Here is a 17,057-nt window from a genome sequence, read left to right as displayed (position 1 = left end):
TTCATCAAGCTTTTTTCGGGAACCGAAGAGTTTGCATAGAGCTGAGATTTACTGTGTGACTTTTCTTTGTAGTTGCTATTTTGCAATTAGCAGGGGAGTAGTCTTGTGAAGCAATGGTTGTATTTTTTATTGGTTGTGTGGGTAGCACTTCCGCTTGGGGCAACAGAAATGCCCCTCAACATGACCCAAGGCGTGACGGATATCAGTGGTAAGGTTTATGACCTCCATATGACGATTCTTTACATCTGTTGTGCTATTGGGTTAGTGGTGTTTGGGATCATGATTTATTCGATGATTTATCACCGCAAATCAAAAGGTGCCGTTGCGGCCAATTTTCACGAAAGTACCAAAGTGGAAATTGCTTGGACCGTCATCCCTTTCATTATCTTAATCGGAATGGCTATTCCAGCCACTAAAACCTTAATTGCCATGGAAGATCCCAGCGATGCCGATCTGACCATCAAAATTACTGGGTCACAGTGGAAATGGCACTACAGCTATTTTGATAAAGACATCGAATTTTACAGCTCATTATCCACCCCCAGAGAGCAAATTGATGGCCGTGAGGCCAAAGGCGAAAATTACCTCCTTGAAGTCGATAAGCCGCTAGTACTGCCCATCAATCAAAAGGTGCGTTTCTTGATGACATCTGATGATGTTATCCACTCATGGTGGGTACCCGCTTTCGCGGTTAAAAAAGATGCCAACCCAGGCTTTATCAACGAAGCCTGGACTCGTATTGATAAGCCTGGAACTTATCGCGGTCAATGTGCTGAGTTATGCGGTAAAGACCATGGATTTATGCCTATTGTGGTACAAGCCTTATCGGAGACTGATTTTGATAATTGGTTAGTTGAACAAAAACAACTGGCCAATAATGCTGCAGTCGCTGCAGCCGCATCAATGTCACAAACCTTGTCCCTTGAAGAACTAAACACGCAGGGCGAGCAAGTGTACATAGCGCGGTGCGCCGCTTGTCACCAACCTAATGGGGCGGGTCTTCCCGGTGTATTCCCATCATTGATTGGCAGTCCTATCATAAAAGGCCCTGTTGACGATCACCTCAATATTGTATTAAACGGTAAACCAGGCACCGCAATGCAAGCCTTTGCCAAGCAACTTAGCGCCATAGAAATTGCCGCAGTGATTACCTTTGAGCGAAATGCTTGGGGCAACAACAGTGGCGATGTTGTTCAAGCAGCTGATGTGGGTAACTTCTCAAGTAGTAACGCGTCAAGCACTGAGCCGATCGAGGTCGTAGCCGATGCAGCAAGTACCATTGCCGCAACAACGACAGACATTACCGATGCGGCCACAGAAAAAACCACTCAAGCTATAGAAGCCGTTGCCAAGGTTGTGACACCTGAAGTTGTTGCAGCGGCAGATCTGCCCACCTTAACCTTGGAGCAATTAATCGCTGAAGGTGAGCAGGTTTATGCCACTGTTTGTGCTGCATGTCACCAGGCCTCTGGCGCTGGTTTACCCGGCGCTTTCCCTTCACTTATTGGCAGCCCTGTCGTTAGCGGACCGGTTAGCGGACATATCGATATCGTTATGCACGGCAAACCAGGCACCGCAATGCAAGCATTTAGTAGTCAACTCAGCCCTCAAAAAATGGCGGCAGTGATTACTTATGAGCGCAATGCGTGGGGCAATAATTCTGACGAGGCGGTGCAAGCTGCCGATGTCGCTAGCCATGGACAGTAGGGGAAAACAATGAGCACAACAACGCACGATACAATTGCTACCGCTCATGATGATCATCATCACGGAGCGCCGAAAGGGCTAATGCGCTGGCTACTCACCACTAACCATAAAGATATCGGCTCGCTGTATTTATGGTTTAGTTTCATTATGTTTCTAACTGGCGGTGCGATGGCTATGGTCATTCGAGCTGAGTTATTTCAGCCGGGATTACAGCTAGTCGAACCTAACTTTTTTAATCAGATGACCACAGTTCATGGTCTTATTATGGTCTTTGGCGCGGTAATGCCAGCTTTTACTGGATTAGCTAACTGGTTAATTCCAATGATGATCGGTGCGCCAGACATGGCACTACCGCGGATGAACAACTGGAGTTTTTGGATTTTACCGTTCGCCTTTTCCATGTTACTAGGTTCGCTATTCATGGAAGGTGGTGGTCCTAATTTTGGTTGGACATTCTACGCCCCACTCTCAACCACTTATAGTCCTGACAGCACCGCTTTGTTTGTATTTGCCATTCATATGATGGGGATCAGTTCGATAATGGGCGCCATTAACGTTATCGTGACCATAGTCAATATGCGCGCCCCTGGTATGACATGGATGAAATTACCGCTGTTTGTGTGGACTTGGCTTATTACCGCATTTTTACTGATTGCGGTGATGCCAGTGCTTGCGGGCGCGGTCACCATGGTGTTAACCGATAAGTTTTTCGGTACTAGCTTTTTTGATGCCGCAGGTGGCGGCGATCCGGTGATGTTCCAGCATATTTTCTGGTTCTTCGGTCATCCTGAAGTTTACATCATGATTTTACCGTCATTCGGCATTATCTCGGCGATTGTTCCGACCTTTAGTCGTAAAAAATTGTTTGGTTATTCCTCTATGGTTTATGCCACTGCCAGCATTGCCGTGCTGTCATTCTTGGTGTGGGCACATCATATGTTTACCACGGGTATGCCTGTGTTTGCAGAGCTATTTTTCATGTATTGCACCATGTTAATTGCTGTCCCTACTGGGGTGAAAGTGTTTAATTGGGTGGCAACCATGTGGCGCGGTTCGATGACATTTGAAACACCGATGCTCTTTGCGGTCGCGTTTATCATCCTGTTCACCATTGGCGGGTTTTCGGGTCTGATGCTGGCAATTACCCCTGCTGATTTCCAATATCACGACACTTACTTTGTGGTGGCTCATTTTCATTATGTGTTGGTCACAGGGGCGATATTTTCCATTATGGCAGCGGCATATTATTGGCTGCCCAAATGGACCGGTCATATGTACAACGAAACCTTAGGGAAATGGCATTTTTGGTGTTCGGTTATCTCCGTCAATGTACTATTTTTCCCGATGCATTTCTTAGGCTTAGCAGGCATGCCGAGAAGGATCCCAGATTACGCTGTACAGTTTGCCGATGTAAATCAAATTGTATCAATTGGTGGGTTCGCATTTGGTTTATCTCAGTTTATTTTCCTCGCGGTGGTACTCAAATGCATTAAGGGTGGCAAACCCGCTGGAGATAATCCTTGGCAAGCAGCAGAAGGCTTAGAATGGTCGATTGCCAGTCCAGCGCCATATCACTCGTTTACCACTCCGCCGGAGATTAAATGAGATGACGCAACCAACAAGATCAAATCGTAAGTTATTAATCATGCTGATTGCTGGATCAATTGGTATGTTTGGATTTGGTTTTGCGCTGGTACCGCTTTATGACGTGCTCTGCGATACATTGGGTATAAATGGCAAAACCCAAAATAGTGCCAGCAGCTATGAAGCGGTGGTGGTTGATAAAAGCCGAACCGTAACCATTGAATTTGTCACCCAAGTTCAATCAAATATGCCGTGGGAATTTAGCCCTAAAGTTAACCAAATAAGCGTGCATCCTGGTGAGCTTACTCACGCACAATTTTTGGTTAAAAACCTGTCTTCACGCGACACCGTAGGCCAAGCGATCCCTTCGGTATCGCCTGGCCAAGGGGCGGCGTACTTCAATAAAACGGAATGTTTTTGCTTTAATCAACAACCCTTAGCAGCGTCTGCCACAGCAGAATTACCACTGATTTTTTACGTGGACCCTGATTTACCAGCGTCCATTAATACATTGACTCTCTCTTATACCCTTTATGACATCACCGATAAACAAGCGATCGACATAGAGCAAGGAGCAGCAAAATGACAACAAAGTATCAACCTTATTATGTACCATCCCAAAGTGCGTGGCCGATAATAGGTGCTATTGGTTTATTTTTAATTGCGTTTGGTGCTGGCAATTATATACAACAATTAACCACAGAAAAAACCTCTGGGGGTTACATTTTACTCGCGGGTTTGGCCGTCATTATTTTTATGATTTTTGGCTGGTTTAAAACCGTTATTGATGAGTCCATGGCTGGATTGTATTCAGCGCAAATGGATCGTTCGTTTAGACAAGGAATGAGCTGGTTTATTTTTTCTGAAATTATGTTTTTTGGGGCATTTTTCGGCGCACTCTTTTATGCACGCATGATTTCAGTGCCTTGGCTTGGGGGCGCATCAAATAATGCCATGACTCATGAAGTGTTGTGGCCTGCCTTTGAGGCTATTTGGCCACTGGTAAAAACGCCTGATGGTACCGCAACCGAAGCCATGCCGTGGACGGGTTTGCCATTAATCAACACCATGATACTGCTAACCTCATCGGTTACATTACACTTTGCCCATACCAACCTCGAAAAAGCCAATCGTAAACCCTTGATCATCTGGTTAGCGCTGACGGTTATTTTGGGTATTGCATTTCTCGGTTTACAGGTTGAAGAGTATAGCCATGCTTACCAAGAAATGGGGCTAACACTCTCTTCTGGTGTATACGGTAACACCTTCTTTCTGTTAACCGGTTTTCACGGTATGCACGTGACGATTGGCACCCTGTTCTTAATTATTTTGTTACTCAGAATTGTCAAAGGGCATTTTACGCCCGACAAGCATTTCGCTTTTCAAGCGGGAAGTTGGTATTGGCACTTTGTTGATGTGGTGTGGTTATGCTTATTCATCTTTGTCTACGTGTTGTAAATCAACATTAATAAGGTCTGGGGTTAGGCTGAATGTAGCCAAGCCCTAAGGCCACCAGCAACACCACAATCACAGCAATAGAAAACAACACTCGGCGACCTAGAAAATGACTCATAGGTTGCTGATGTTGCCCTTTAACCATAATAACTAAGGCTCTACCTAAGTTAAATAATATGAATAAAAGCAACGAGACTAAAACTAACTTAACAATGAAAGGGGTTGTCACAGGCAATCCTTTTAGCAGTGTGGGTGTGTCTCAAATATTATTGGTAATCATTACTTTGGTCGTGTTTGGCTTATTGGTCAAGCTAGGATTATGGCAATTATCACGGGCAGCGTTTAAACAAGAGTGGCAAAGCACATTACTTCAGCGCCAACAGCAGCAAGCTCTCACTTATGAAGACATGTTGGCATTGGTTGAATCATCAAAGCGACAAACCGCCTCTCAGCCAGAGGCGTCTTTACTGACGGGTTATCGCTTATCGATTTATGCTAAACCAGCCAATAACACCGTACTGCTGTTAGACAATCAAGTGTATCAAGGCCAAGTGGGCTATTTAGCTTACCAAGTATTTGAGATAACGCCTGATCAACCTTGGATATTAGTTGAACTCGGCTTTGTTCCAGCAAATAAAGATCGTCGAATATTACCGGAGCTCACAGCGTTAAAAGTCGATTACTACACACTATTGGGTCGGGTATACCAAAAGCAAACCAACCCATTAAGTGATCAATTATATCCGGAGAAGTTAGCAGATATAGATGCCCCGCTACGTTTTCAAAACATCAACATCGCGGCATTGGCTGACATGTTGGCTCATCCGCTGATCTCTGTGGTACTGCAACCAGAGAATGTCCCGAGTTATAACTTACCTCAACCCTGGGTGCCGATCCCACTATCGGCGCACAAGCATCAAGGTTATGCCTTGCAATGGTTCACGATGGCAGGAGTCTTTTTAGGATTAATGAGCTGGATAGCATTTCGACAATTTCGACGTTAAGCCTCGTCGTGAAAAATTAACTTAACAATAATATCAAAATGATAAAGAGGAGATGGAATGAACTCCCTACCTAAAAAAAGCAATAAAGCATTAATAGTATTACTGCTGGTATTTATTTTACCGGTAGCTTTGGCCAAATTAGTGTTAAGCCTAGAACTGTATAATGGTGCGGCGACTAACAAGGGGGCGTTAATCACTCCCGAAGTAAATTATGCCAATTTAGCCATGGACAACCCCAAACCACACGTATGGCAAGTGCTGTTTTTTCTACCTGAAACGTGCAATGAACAGTGCCAAGAACGCCTGTATATTTTACATCAAAGCTATATCGCACTGGGTAAAGATCGGGATCGTGTTACCCCTATCATTGTGGTTAATAACAGCAGCGACACCAAGATACTTAAGCAATTAAATATCGGCTTCGATCAAGTAAACGCCAATCAAGCACTGGCAACCATGCTGACAGAGCAACGTCTAGTTATTGTCGATCCTCTCGGAAACTTGGTGATGCAATATGACAATGTGATAGGTCACGACGCCAATATCGCCCAAGGCAAAGCCATGATTGCTGATTTACGCAAAATGCTTAAGTTGTCGAGGGTAGGCTAATGGCAATTGAGCGATTAATCAAATTCACTTTGGTGTTTACCTTGGCGGTTATTCTAATGGGCGCCTATACACGCCTGTCAGATGCCGGATTAGGTTGCCCAGACTGGCCGGGATGTTATGGTCACTTGGCCTTTCCAAGTGCAAGTCATGATTTAGCCAACATTGAGAGTCGTTTTCCTGATGCTCAAATTGAGCCTGAAAAGGCATGGCTGGAAATGATCCATCGTTATATCGCCGGAACATTAGGCTTAATGGTTTTAGCCATTTTAATTTTATGTCTTAAACAGCCTCAAGCCCCCAAAAAACTTCCCATCTTTATTGCTGGGCTCATTGTGTTTCAAGCCGCGCTTGGCATGTGGACTGTCACGATGAAATTAATGCCTATTGTGGTTATGGCACACCTTATTGGTGGTTTTAGCCTATTTGCCTTGTTACTACTCTTGTATCTACGGCTAAAGCCATTACGGATCCCCGGAGGTGATACTTATGCTCGTAAGCTGATCCCGTTAGCATTAGTCAGTTTAGGGGTGTTAGTCATTCAAATTATACTCGGCGGCTGGACCTCATCCAATTACGCTGCGCTTGCCTGCACCACGTTGCCCATTTGTGAAGGGAATTGGGTCGATAACTTACGTTTTGCCGATGCTTTTTCACCATTTCAAGGCGATCATCCTAGTTTTGAATTTGGCGTATTAGACTACGCAACTCGAATGACTATTCATATTAGCCACCGAATTTGGGCGGTTGTTACCGCCATAACCCTGATCGTACTGGCACTAAAATTACGTTATGCCCAATCACACATTATGCGTAACAGTGGTTACTTATTAGTGTTGTTAATCATAGTTCAAGTCGGACTGGGTATTAGTAATGTAGTGATGAATTTACCCTTGGGTATCGCGGTATCACACAATGGAGGCGCAGCCTTATTGCTGCTTACCTTAGTCTTTATTAATTATGCCTTATGGCGCAAAGCATAGGCGAGGAACGACCATGACAAAACTTGTTACGATTAGTCACCATCAACTTAAATTAACCCTGCAATGGCGCGCTTATTTTGAAATGACCAAACCCAAGGTTGTTGCGCTAATGTTGCTGACCGTATTAGTCGGTATGTGTTTATCTGTGCCCGGTATAGTGCCGCTTCAACCTTTGGTCGCGGGAATGGCAGGGATTGCGATGATGGCGGGGGCTGCGGCGGCATTTAATCACTTAATTGACCGTAAAATCGATGCTTTAATGGCTCGCACCTATAACCGCCCATTACCGAAAGGAAAAATATCAGCAACCAAGGCGTCGGCATTTGCGGTGTCACTTGGCGCGCTCGGTTTTGTGGTGTTATATACCTTAGTTAATCCCCTAACAGCTTGGCTAACCTTTGCCAGCTTGATTGGTTATGCCTTGGTTTATACGGCTTATCTTAAGCGAGCCACCTCACAAAACATTGTCATCGGGGGATTAGCTGGCGCGATGCCACCGTTACTCGGTTGGACCGCGATAACCAATGAACTACACGGTTACGCCTTATTATTGGTCATAATTATCTTCACTTGGACACCGCCACATTTTTGGGCATTAGCTATCCATCGCCGTAAAGAATATGCCAAGGTTAATATTCCAATGTTACCGGTGACCCATGGAGTCGAATTTACCAAAACCTGTATTTTGCTTTACACCATTTTATTAGCCATTGCCTGTCTACTCCCGGTTTTAGTCGGCATGTGTGGTCCGATATATTTGGTCGGTTCAACCTTACTCAGTTGCGGTTTTATCTATAAAGCCTGGCAGTTAAAATTTCATGACTATCCAGAACTCGCCATGCAGGTGTTTAAATTTTCAATTTATCATTTAATGATATTGTTCATTGTATTATTAGTGGACCATTATTTTTGGGTAAACGCTTAAATTAGAAAGGGAAATACATTGAAGATAACGATTATTGTAGGGCTATTTCTTTTGGTCGTGGCCGGTGGGGTCGCTTATCAAAAAATGCAAACCGAACCTATGGAACTGGCGACCAGTTATGTATTTGAACAGCCACGCACATTAGCCCCATTTACATTGGCAGACCAGTTTGGTAATTCGTTTACGAACCAAACATTGCAAGGTAAATGGAGTTTATTTTTTATTGGTTACACCGCTTGCCCTGATGTATGTCCAACCACCTTAAATAAACTTGCGGCGGCTTACCCAAAGCTACAAAAAATAGCCAGTAATGTACAAGTGGTGTTTGTATCTGCTGACCCTAAACGTGACACTCAAGCTAAACGATTAGATTACATCAACTTTTTTAATAAAGACTTTAAAGCCGTCAGTGCAGAACACACAGATTTATTTCCATTCAGCCGTGATCTAGGCTTTGTGTATGCCATGGTAGGAGATGACAGCGATTATCAAGTAGACCATAGCGCATCTTATGTGTTGGTTTCACCGAGGGTTGAAAAAATTGCGGTATTTAAAACCAAGCCACAACCAGGCCAGTTACCACAAATTATTAATGCTGAGCTTATTGCTGACTTTGCTCAAATAGTTGCATCTTGGCACTAGCCATTATTGAATAACCGCTTATTAACCCGAGCTGAGGTTAAATTACTCTTCAAGCCAGTGACCATTATCTTGCGGGCGGATCCACGCTTGTGAAAACCAATAATAACCCGTTTTTGTTTTACTCGGTGCGGTGCAATTGTAGCGCGAACGTCCTGGGGCTAAATCTGATGATGCCTGAATGGATAAGCGATTTTCACTTAACCAAATGGGTTTTTTAGCGCCTTGTCCTTGAATAAAACACATCACTTGATGTGGATATATATCCTGAGTGTCGAGAGTCAGCACCAATTTAGGCCGCCATTGACCTGAAACTAATAGTGGATCGCTTATATTTTGCTTAATAACCGGCATAGGTAAGCTGGAAAATTTAACCGTTAAACTTGCCAAATCAGCAAAAGCATTGGCCACCGGAAAACGGGGTAATGCGGTTAATGATGCATACTCTCCCGCCGCACCAGATTGTTGACCAAAACCAACAAAACCATGCTTAGCCAAAATAGCTTCCAGCTTGTTGGTGTATTCACCATAAGGGTAAGCAAACATTTTTACACTTTGACCCGTTCGTTTTAAGATCTCCGCTTCCGTCGATAGAATATTATCTTCAACGCGTACTTGCCATTGGTCTTGGGTTTCTTTGCCTTGGCGGCGAATTAAATGTTCGTGTCCCCAGCTATGGTTAGCAATGGTTACCCCTTGCTCTGACAGAGTGTTAATATCTTGCCAACTCATCATCCCTTTGAAACCCGCATCAATCGGCGCAACAGAAATAAATACCGTATAAGGAAACTGATGCGCCACCAATATAGGCGCGGCATTATTAATAATACTTTCATAGCCGTCATCAAAGGTGATCACAATACTGTTATTGTCTAATGCCGTGTTATGCTTTAGAGACTCAACCGCATGAGTTAATGAAATCACCGTAAAATCATTATCAGCCAAGTACTGCATCTGCTCGGCAAACTGACTAGGTGTCACACTAGTACTTTTAGGCGTGTTTTCAGATACATGATGGTATTGTAAAATAACCACGGCATTGGCATCACAATGCAATACACTCAAACTGAACACCGCCAACAATAACGCTATTTTCTTAACCATGATTATCCATACCTATGTCTGTTAGCACACTACTGTTCAACCGCCAAAAAAATCGCCAATTATTAGCATTAGCGACCCCCATGATATTGTCTAATATCACTATCCCTCTATTAGGATTAGTTGATACCGCAGTAATTGGGCATCTTGAACAAGCTTACTATCTTGGCGGCGTGGCACTAGGCAGTACCATTATCACCTTGATGATTTGGTTGCTTGGTTTTTTACGTATGTCCACCACAGGACTCGTTGCACAAGCCTACGGTGCTAATGATACCTCAACTCAGCAACAATTACTGATACAAGGTTGCAGCCTAGCATTAACCTTAGGCTTAGTTGGCGTAATACTGCAATCTCCCCTGCTCAATTTAGCACTAAGTCTGAGTGATGCCAGCGAACAAGTGATGCTCTATTGTCGTCAATATGTCGAAATTCGAATTTGGTCATTGCCTTTTGCCCTTACCAATTTGGTGCTACTGGGTTGGTTGCTTGGTCGCCAAGCGCCCAAAGCCGCCATGTGGCAACTCATTATCGCTAACAGCGTCAATATTATTCTCGATCTTGTGTTTGTTATGGTCTTTAAATGGAATGTGCAAGGCGTGGCTTTGGCATCGGTTATTGCTGATATCTGTGCTTTTTCAGTGGCATTAGTCATGGTTAAACGCCAGCTGGTTGATATGGGCGGACTAAAATTAAGCCAAGTTATCGCGCATTTATCATGGCGTGGATATGCTCGTTTACTCACCTTAAATCGTGATATTTTTATCCGCAGCTTGTGTTTGCAAGCCGCCTTTAGCTTTATGACTTTCTATGGTGCCGGATTAGGCGACAACATTATTGCCGCTAATGCGGTACTGCTCAATTTACTGATGCTGATATCTTATGCGTTAGATGGCATAGCCTATTATGCCGAAGCTGAAGTGGGCCGCGCATTTGGCCAAAAAAACCCAACCTTACTCCATGACAGCGTAGTACTCGCATTTTGCTGGTCGGCAATGGTTGCGGTGTTATTTAGCCTGCTATTTTGGTTGGCAGGGCCATGGATAATTCAGCTATTAACCAACATAGAAGCAGTACAAGATACCGCAAATAATTATTTAATCTGGCTTATTTTCATGCCTATATTAGCGTTTGGCTGCTACTTATTCGATGGTGTATATATTGGTGCCGCCCATGGGCAGATAATGCGAAATAGCATGATATTGGCCACCTTTGGAATTTATTTCCCCTGCTGGTACGTGTTGCAAGATTGGGGTAACCACAGTCTGTGGGCTGCGATGTCAATATTCATGCTATGCCGAAGCTTGACTCTTGGCTGGCACTATTACTACAAACTCAGGTATCAACTGCTGACCACATCATAGTGCTTATGAGTCATCAAACTTATCCCGTAATAGCACTAGAACGAACGAAGCCTATTGATACCACAATTCAGAGAATAGCTGCGACACTCCTAATTGAGATTAATTCCAGTAAAAATGTATGCCGCAATGAAGCATTTACATAAACCCGTTAACGACATCGAACGTGAAAATGGCGATCACAATGTCAGCAATAATCCACATCGCCTAAGAAAAACTAGTGAAATAGAACACTTCTTAGCGACCAATCTTGGGGTAAAATAACCTCAAATAGCCCAAGTCGTCACACACGAGAATACTATGACTCAAGAATTGATTATTACCGACATTGAAGTTGGCAACGGTAAAACTGCAGTTAAAGGTGCGTTAATTACAACCCGCTACAGTGGACGTTTAACCGATGGCACCCAGTTTGATGCTTCTGATGCGTTTCAATGTGTCATCGGCACAGGTAGAGTCATTAAAGGCTGGGATCAGGGTATTATCGGCATGAATGTGGGCGGTAAACGAAAATTATCAGTACCGGCCCATCTAGCCTATGGCGAACGTCAAATGGGCGATCGTATTCCAGCAAATTCAGCTTTGTTTTTTGATATCGAATTACTTGAAGTGCTCACACGAGACGACTGAAGTCCAAGCTATACCAACAAAAAACGCGACCCATAATAAGGTCGCGTTTCTCAATTCAAGCGTCAATCTTGGCATTATTATGCGTAAGAATGGTCACCATGCTGGTGTTCGGTCACATCTCGAACGCCGGTTAATTCCGTTGGGAACATATCTAACAGCTGCTTCTCGATACCATTTTTTAAGGTGATATCAACTTGAGAACAACCGTTACATCCACCACCAAACTGCAATACTGCAACACCATCATCAGTAATTTCTATCAAGGTGATGTTACCGCCGTGGCTGGCAAGTTGTGGATTAATTTCTGACTGAATAACATACTCGATACGTTCAACTAACGGCGCATCACCAGACACTTTACGCATTTTTGCGTTAGGCGCTTTTAATGTCAGTTGCGAACCAAGCTGGTCGGTTACAAAATCAATGCTGGCATCATCTAAGAAAGGGGCGCTCTTTTCATCGACCATAGCGCTGAAGCCATTAAATGGAAGTTCTACATCATCAGCTTCAGCGGCATCAGGTGGACAATAAGACACACCACATTCAGCTTGAGCGGTACCTGGACTTATCACGAAAACACGAATATGAGTGCCTTCTGGCTGATCGGCCAACAACTTTACGAAATGGGCCTGAGCTGTATCGGAAATGGTGATCATAAAAACCTGCTCCGTCAGGGTATACCTGAGTAAATTAGTAAGAATTAGATCTATGATACCCTGTGTTGCATTGGCTTTGTAGTGTCAGTGAGACAAGATCTTAAAAAAATGATCTAGTGCAAAGTTTTTTAAGCCAAATAAACTTCAGCAAACAAGATCCTCAGCCTTATAAGTAATGAGTAAGTTACTGGTTATATTAGATAATAAAACTGGTTATTATTAAAATCGAATTAATCTAACAATCCGGGCGCTTCAGCACGCGCAAGGCACCAAGTTTGTACATGGACAAATTGTGTACTAAATAATCGCGCAATTTCATCCACTGTAGTGCCTGTAGTGACAACATCATCAATCAAAGCGACACGCTGGTACGTCATCCCATCCAATAATCTGAATGCACCATGACAGTTTTTACGCCTCTGTTTACCCGCTAATCCCGTTTGTGGTGAAGTATCAACAACCCTGATTAAACAACTGTCGTCGACAGGAATATTGGTTAATAGACTTAATTCTTTCGCTATTAACCAGGCTTGATTAAAGCCTCGCTGCCGCAAACGATTTGGATGTAAAGGTACCGGGATCAACACCTGTGGCCGCCTAATGATGCCATGTTTAATGAGTAATTCGATTCGACAAGCTAATTGCTGAGTTATCGCGTTAAGCGGCGCACATTGTTGTTGGTATTTAATCGCGGCGATAAGAGGCCCTAACCCTTGATGATAACTGCAAGGTGCAACAACCCAATTGGGTGTGTGTTGAAGGCATTTACCACAATATGCCTGCAGCACTGCTATTTCGCGACCACAACCTAAACACACTTCATGCTGATACAAACTCGCCGCTAAGCACTCTTGGCAAACACCCGTGAGTACTTGATTAGGAAACAATTGCTGATAACCCGTTTGCTCTATCCTTTGCTGGCACAGCAAGCAACGGTTGGGTAAACTGGCCAGTAAAATGACTCTTGCACGCTGAACACTGTTGGTGCATAAGCGTAATACGTGGGCGATGTTGACTGAATTATTGATTGGCGGCATTGGCTATTCATTCCATTAAATAGGCTCAAAAGAGGTATTAACCGTGAGTTTTCCTGCATTGCATATTGATACCGAAGGCTCTCAAGGCCAAGACATCGTGTTATTACACGGTTGGGGGGTGAATAACCAAGTCTTCAGTCCATTAAAAAACGCATTGCAACAGTATAGAGTGCATTATGTTGATTTGCCGGGTTTTGGTTTGAGCCCCAATATCGATGGTGACATTACCCAGTGGGCACAAGCGTTGGCTGAACAACTTCCACAGCAGGCTATTTGGATAGGTTGGTCATTAGGTGGATTGATTGCTAGCCAAGTTGCCATTAACAACCCAGAGTCAGTGGCAGCATTAGTCACTATTGCCTCATCACCCTGTTTTATGGCTCGCGAAGCCAACAACTTAGCCCCAGCTTGGTTTGGGATCCAGCCACAGGTGTTAGCACAGTTTTCAAGCCAATTAAGCCACGATTTATTCCGCACAGTAGAACGCTTTTTGGCGATCCAAGCCATGGGAAGTGATAATCCAAAATCCGATATTCTACACATCAAAAACTTAGTGTTAAATAAACCATTACCGACACAACAAGCATTGTCGCAAGGATTGGATATGTTAGCGCAAGTGGATTTACGGGCAACGATCGCTCAAATAGAGCAACCGTGGTTACGTATATGGGGCAAGTTAGATAGTTTGGTGCCGAGAAAGATTATCACTGCATTACCTAACAGTGACAACATTGAAGATGTGGTGATCCATAAGGCATCCCATGCGCCGTTTATTTCCCATCCAGATGCTTTTTTAGGCCATTTATTACCTTGGATCACAAAATACAGCTAAAAATAACCTAATAGCGCTTTAGCCTTAGCGAAATATTGACTATAATTTAGTCAGGACATCGTATTGGCAAGGTCAAGATGATTATCACCACTCATTATCCGCAAGTGCCGCTAGCAACGTCAAATGTTGCAACGGATCTTGCGCGAGTGGACAACCAACAAAAACCGCCGATCCTTCCACCGCAAGAACCGGCTAAAGGCCACCGAGAGCGATCATTAAATCCACAAAATGAACGCGCTACGGCTTATATCGTCGCAGAAAAAAAACAACAGCAAGAACAGGCCAAGCGCCAGCAACAAAACCTCACCCAACAACAATCTGTTGCCCCTAAATCCGCCGCAGCACAAGCTGTTAGTGTTAAGACAATCAGAGTTATGGCAAGCCATACACCGGCATTGCAACGTAAAGATATTCAGCTAAAAACCCAAACGGTGGCCGCAAAAAAAACAGCGGAACCTTGGCAGCGCCAACTCATCGACGCTGGCGTATCAAAAGCGACCTATCAGCAATTTGGCCAACGGATTGGTCAATTCTATCAACAACAATCCGCGCCAAACAATGAGTCTCAGTTACAAATATTAGCGTGATACTTCGGTGGCTTTTTCGGTGGTCGTTATATCAGAGAGTGTTGGCTTAGCCTCTGTATTCGCCGTACGATACAACATTTTGTTATAGGCCAAACTGCCCCATAACGCCCACCCTAATGCCGCTTCCGCTTGTGTCTCATCCAATGTCGTCGGTGTCATTTTTTCTGTAGCAAAATCGTACATCACACTTTCTGGAGGTAATTCAGGTTGTAAAATTGTCATTTTATCCCCCTCTAATAAACCAAAGTTTTGATTGTACTGCATCATCGCTCGGCCAGGCCAAGAATCTGGTTCTTTGGTTAAATCACGGCCTAACATCGGATAATTATCAGAAATGCCAAGCAAAGAAACTAACGTCGGCGCCATGTCAATCTGGCTGACAATACGAGGGTCTCGCTTCATATCAATACCGTCGCCTAAAATAAGCCCAGGAATACGAAAACGAGACACAGGCACTAATGCTGCGCCGCCAACACGACTATCGTGATCGGCTATAATCAAAAATAAAGTATCTTTCCAATACGTTGATTTTTTTGCTTTCTTGAAAAACTCACCCAAGGCATAATCGGCATATTTTACCGCGTTGTGCATGGTGTACTGCGGTTGTTCATACAGCTCAATTCGATCATCAGGGAACTCATACGGATCATGGTTGCTTGAGCTAAACACTAAACTAAAGAATGGCTTACCTTCTTTGTGCATTCGCGAAAACTCTTCATCGGCGCGGAACAATAGATCCTCATCAGAGACTCCCCAAGACGCTATAAACGCTGGGTCCTTATAGTCACCTTGATCAACAATATCGGAAAAACCATTGCCTAAAAAGAAACTGCGCATATTATCAAAATGACTTTCGCCGCCATAAATAAACTGCGTGGTATAGCCATGTTGTTTTAATAAATCCGCAATGGTAAAAAAGCCGGTTTGGCTTTTACCTAGCTTAACGACCGCCCTTGCTGGCGTTGGCGTAAAACCGGTTGTCACCGCCTCAATACCTCTTACCGAGCGCGTACCTGTCGCGTATAAGTTTTCAAAAAACCACCCTTGTTGAGATAACTCATCAATATTGGGGGTTAACGGTAAGCCACCTAAACTACCCACAAAACGCGCACCTAAGCTTTCTTGTAAAATGATCACAAGGTTCTTCGGTTTACCGCTATAACTAGCTTGATTAAATGACAACGACGGTATATCTGCTGAGGTAAATGCACTCAGTGGCCGACCACTTTCACGGCGCACAATATCAATCACTTTATCATAGGGTAGTTTGCCATACACTTTCGATGCATCTTGTTCATTACCCATCTGCTTAATCGCAAAAATTAATGAAAAAGATGAGTTAAGAACTAAGGAATTAATTAACGGATCGTCAGAAAATGCCACCAGTGAAGGATTAAGCGGACGGTGCCCCAATGATGAACGCGCACCTAGTATCGTAATCGCAATGACCATCACCGCCACCACTGGGCGCCAATACCATTTAGGGTAACAAATACGCTGAGTGAGTTTACCGCTAAACCACCACCCCCCCCACAAACTGCCGATAGTGATCAATCCAGAAAGGATAAGCTCAGCTTTACGCCCAGCCCATAGCATAGATAATACTTCTTTTGGATAAACTAAATATTCTACGTATAAACGGTTAGGTCTAAAGTCATATTCGGCAATAAATGACGGCGAGGAGGCTTCAAGAAAAATAATCACCCATAAACCTAGTGTTAACCACACTCGTAATATCATCACCCAAGCTCGGCCAACTAAATGCTCCCCAGAAAACACTACGGTTCCTAAAGCTGCTATGCCCCATAACCAACACACTGAAGCAAAATCAACGCGCAGCCCCTGAATAAAAATATAACCCCAACCTTGCGCATCACTGACGCGGTCGGCCTGCCACAAAGACAAACCTAGGCGGCTTAGGCTCAAGATAATAAGTGACATAACACTGAA

At 43.9% G+C, this 17,057-nt stretch carries 19 protein-coding genes; 14 read left to right on the top strand and 5 right to left on the bottom strand.

Features of this window, described 5'->3' with window-relative positions; all coding sequences use genetic code 11:
* The first annotated feature begins 105 nt into the window (after positions 1-105).
* Genes coxB through AAEZ00_RS00440 form a run of 4 tightly spaced genes read left to right on the top strand, consistent with a single transcriptional unit; the run spans position 106 to position 4,749 of the window.
* Positions 106-1,707 carry a cytochrome c oxidase subunit II gene (coxB, locus tag AAEZ00_RS00455; RefSeq protein WP_351077221.1) on the top strand — a complete coding sequence of 534 codons (1,602 nt, stop codon included), beginning with the start codon at positions 106-108 and terminating at the stop codon, positions 1,705-1,707.
* A 9-nt stretch (positions 1,708-1,716) separates the two neighbouring features.
* Positions 1,717-3,312, top strand: a complete 1,596-nt coding sequence (gene ctaD / locus AAEZ00_RS00450; protein WP_101033165.1) for a cytochrome c oxidase subunit I — start codon at positions 1,717-1,719, stop codon at positions 3,310-3,312.
* Position 3,313: 1 nt separating this feature from the next.
* Entirely contained in the window at positions 3,314-3,877 is a 564-nt protein-coding gene (locus AAEZ00_RS00445; RefSeq protein ID WP_124012727.1) for a cytochrome c oxidase assembly protein, read from the top strand.
* Entirely contained in the window at positions 3,874-4,749 is an 876-nt protein-coding gene (locus tag AAEZ00_RS00440; protein ID WP_101033167.1) for a cytochrome c oxidase subunit 3, read from the top strand. The genes AAEZ00_RS00445 and AAEZ00_RS00440 overlap by 4 nt, the downstream gene beginning before the upstream one ends.
* Positions 4,750-4,756: 7 nt before the next feature.
* Here the strand turns inward: AAEZ00_RS00440 and AAEZ00_RS00435 are convergent, their stop codons facing one another.
* Positions 4,757-4,975, bottom strand: coding sequence for a DUF2909 domain-containing protein (locus AAEZ00_RS00435; protein WP_124012728.1), 219 nt, complete (start codon positions 4,973-4,975; stop codon positions 4,757-4,759).
* Here AAEZ00_RS00435 and AAEZ00_RS00430 point away from each other — a divergent pair.
* Genes AAEZ00_RS00430 through AAEZ00_RS00410 form a run of 5 tightly spaced genes read left to right on the top strand, consistent with a single transcriptional unit; the run spans position 4,923 to position 8,906 of the window.
* On the top strand, positions 4,923-5,750 hold the full coding sequence (locus tag AAEZ00_RS00430; protein WP_124012729.1) for an SURF1 family protein: 828 nt from the start codon (positions 4,923-4,925) through the stop codon (positions 5,748-5,750). The two genes, AAEZ00_RS00435 and AAEZ00_RS00430, sit on opposite strands and share 53 nt — an antisense overlap.
* A gap of 57 nt (positions 5,751-5,807) precedes the next feature.
* Positions 5,808-6,359 carry a redox-active disulfide-containing membrane protein gene (locus AAEZ00_RS00425; protein ID WP_101033170.1) on the top strand — a complete coding sequence of 184 codons (552 nt, stop codon included), beginning with the start codon at positions 5,808-5,810 and terminating at the stop codon, positions 6,357-6,359.
* Positions 6,359-7,339: a COX15/CtaA family protein gene (locus tag AAEZ00_RS00420; protein ID WP_124012730.1), complete on the top strand. Its 981-nt coding sequence runs from the start codon at positions 6,359-6,361 to the stop codon at positions 7,337-7,339. Before AAEZ00_RS00425 ends, AAEZ00_RS00420 begins: the two co-directional genes overlap by 1 nt.
* Before the next feature lie 13 nt (positions 7,340-7,352).
* Positions 7,353-8,264, top strand: coding sequence for a heme o synthase (gene cyoE / locus AAEZ00_RS00415; RefSeq protein ID WP_351077212.1), 912 nt, complete (start codon positions 7,353-7,355; stop codon positions 8,262-8,264).
* An 18-nt stretch (positions 8,265-8,282) separates the two neighbouring features.
* Complete coding sequence (locus AAEZ00_RS00410) at positions 8,283-8,906, top strand: SCO family protein (RefSeq protein WP_351077209.1); 624 nt, start codon at positions 8,283-8,285, stop codon at positions 8,904-8,906.
* 42 nt (positions 8,907-8,948) lie between these two features.
* On the opposite strand, the gene AAEZ00_RS00405 is transcribed toward AAEZ00_RS00410, so the two are convergent.
* Entirely contained in the window at positions 8,949-10,007 is a 1,059-nt protein-coding gene (locus tag AAEZ00_RS00405) for a polysaccharide deacetylase family protein (RefSeq protein WP_101033174.1), read from the bottom strand.
* Between the two features lie 14 nt (positions 10,008-10,021).
* On the opposite strand from AAEZ00_RS00405, the gene dinF reads away from it, so the two are divergent.
* The 3 genes from dinF (at position 10,022) to AAEZ00_RS00390 (ending at position 11,995) form a co-directional block, all read left to right on the top strand.
* Positions 10,022-11,368 (top strand): MATE family efflux transporter DinF, encoded by a 1,347-nt coding sequence (dinF, locus tag AAEZ00_RS00400; RefSeq protein ID WP_351077205.1) that lies wholly within the window; start codon positions 10,022-10,024, stop codon positions 11,366-11,368.
* 126 nt (positions 11,369-11,494) lie between these two features.
* The gene (locus AAEZ00_RS00395) at positions 11,495-11,629 is read left to right on the top strand and encodes a hypothetical protein (protein WP_351077202.1); all 135 of its coding nucleotides are present in this window, start codon (positions 11,495-11,497) and stop codon (positions 11,627-11,629) included.
* 36 nt (positions 11,630-11,665) lie between these two features.
* The gene (locus AAEZ00_RS00390) at positions 11,666-11,995 is read left to right on the top strand and encodes an FKBP-type peptidyl-prolyl cis-trans isomerase (protein WP_351077199.1); all 330 of its coding nucleotides are present in this window, start codon (positions 11,666-11,668) and stop codon (positions 11,993-11,995) included.
* 77 nt (positions 11,996-12,072) lie between these two features.
* On the opposite strand, the gene nfuA is transcribed toward AAEZ00_RS00390, so the two are convergent.
* Both nfuA and AAEZ00_RS00380 read right to left on the bottom strand, forming a co-directional pair.
* Positions 12,073-12,651 carry a Fe-S biogenesis protein NfuA gene (gene nfuA / locus AAEZ00_RS00385; RefSeq protein WP_101033177.1) on the bottom strand — a complete coding sequence of 193 codons (579 nt, stop codon included), beginning with the start codon at positions 12,649-12,651 and terminating at the stop codon, positions 12,073-12,075.
* A 230-nt stretch (positions 12,652-12,881) separates the two neighbouring features.
* Positions 12,882-13,688: a ComF family protein gene (locus AAEZ00_RS00380; RefSeq protein ID WP_351077196.1), complete on the bottom strand. Its 807-nt coding sequence runs from the start codon at positions 13,686-13,688 to the stop codon at positions 12,882-12,884.
* Between the two features lie 43 nt (positions 13,689-13,731).
* Here AAEZ00_RS00380 and bioH point away from each other — a divergent pair, with 43 nt between their 5' ends.
* Together bioH and AAEZ00_RS00370 are read left to right on the top strand one after the other, a co-directional pair.
* Entirely contained in the window at positions 13,732-14,520 is a 789-nt protein-coding gene (gene bioH / locus AAEZ00_RS00375) for a pimeloyl-ACP methyl ester esterase BioH (protein WP_351077193.1), read from the top strand.
* Between the two features lie 77 nt (positions 14,521-14,597).
* Complete coding sequence (locus tag AAEZ00_RS00370) at positions 14,598-15,107, top strand: hypothetical protein (RefSeq protein WP_124012734.1); 510 nt, start codon at positions 14,598-14,600, stop codon at positions 15,105-15,107.
* Here the strand turns inward: AAEZ00_RS00370 and AAEZ00_RS00365 are convergent.
* The gene (locus tag AAEZ00_RS00365) at positions 15,099-17,048 is read right to left on the bottom strand and encodes an LTA synthase family protein (protein WP_351088070.1); all 1,950 of its coding nucleotides are present in this window, start codon (positions 17,046-17,048) and stop codon (positions 15,099-15,101) included. The two genes, AAEZ00_RS00370 and AAEZ00_RS00365, sit on opposite strands and share 9 nt — an antisense overlap.
* Positions 17,049-17,057: the final 9 nt, after the last annotated feature.

Origin of the sequence: Shewanella sp. S1-49-MNA-CIBAN-0167 (assembly GCF_040310145.1) — a bacterium.
GTDB classification, from domain to species: domain Bacteria; phylum Pseudomonadota; class Gammaproteobacteria; order Enterobacterales; family Shewanellaceae; genus Shewanella; species Shewanella psychromarinicola.
Note: the sequence above shows the minus strand (reverse complement) of the source record. Positions and strands in the feature narration are given on the sequence as shown.